The organism is Nostoc sp. CCY0012 (assembly GCF_963920855.1).
Taxonomy (GTDB): domain Bacteria; phylum Cyanobacteriota; class Cyanobacteriia; order Cyanobacteriales; family Nostocaceae; genus Cyanocohniella.
In genome coordinates, this window is sequence record NZ_CAWUDM010000241.1 from 1 (window position 1) to 1,116 (window position 1,116).

A 1,116-nucleotide genomic window follows, 5' to 3' on the forward strand; every position below is an offset into this window, starting at 1 on the left:
TCAGTCAGACTCCTGGTATACAAGCGGTTCAAGACTTTTCTGCACCACTAAGGCTAGTAAGCATGAACTCAGGAACCACATACTATGTCAGTGGTAGCGGCAACGATGACAATAACGGGCGTTCTGCATCGTCTGCTTTTAGAACAATTCAACGAGCAGCAAACCTGACTCAGCCGGGAGACACTGTACTGATTATGAACGGCGAGTACAGAAATTCTGGTTCTGGCCATGTGGTACATATTACTCGTTCTGGAAATGCAAATGCTTGGATTACTTATAAAGCGCATCCTGGACATTCACCCAAAATCAAACACAATGCTTGGCACGGTATTGAGATAGATCGCGGTGCTTCTTATATCGAAATCAATGGGCTGGAAGTTGAAGGCAACAATGCTAACGTTACCCTCGATTACGCTAGAAGCCAGAAATCTAACGGTGGTAATCACTTGACTAACGGCAACTGCATTACTGTAGATGGGCGCAAAAATGGGCGTTCGCGTCACATCCGTATTCTCAACAACAAGGTACATAACTGTGGTGGTGGCGGGATCAACTTCATTCAAGCTGACTATGTAACCATTGACGGCAATGAGGTCTTTAATAATGCTTGGTACTCTGTCTATGCCAATAGCGGCATTTCCATGTGGCAGAATTGGAACTCTGATAACAACACCACAGATTACAAGATGATTGTTACCAACAATCGCACTTACAACAATCGTCAAAACATTGAATGGTTGGCAGTTGGTAGAATCACTGATGGTAATGGCATTATTATTGATGATTCTCGCAATACTCAAAACGGTTCTACTTTGGGTCGCTATCGGGGTCGCACTTTAGTTGCCAACAATGTCACATACAGAAATGGCGGTTCCGGTATCCATTCCTACCTCAGTGATAATATTGATATCATCAATAACACTGCTGTATTGAATAACCAAAGTCCCGAACTCCAAGGTGGACAAATCTTTGCTACTGATTCATCTAATGTCCGAGTTTTGAACAACATTCTCCATTCTTTTCCGGGTAAGAGAATGAACGGTAATAAGAGAAGTTCTAATGTAGGGTGTTGATTTTGTGGGAGAGATGCTCAAAATTTTTCATGCAGTTTCTGTG

The 1,116-nt window shown here is 42.7% G+C and carries 1 protein-coding gene; it reads left to right on the forward strand.

The genetic code is table 11. From position 1 onward, the window contains the following. Positions 1-1,073 (forward strand): right-handed parallel beta-helix repeat-containing protein (locus ACM0OS_RS28935; protein ID WP_414546614.1); only part of this gene is annotated, 1,073 nt, incomplete at its 5' end. Between the last annotated feature and the right edge of the window lie 43 nt (positions 1,074-1,116).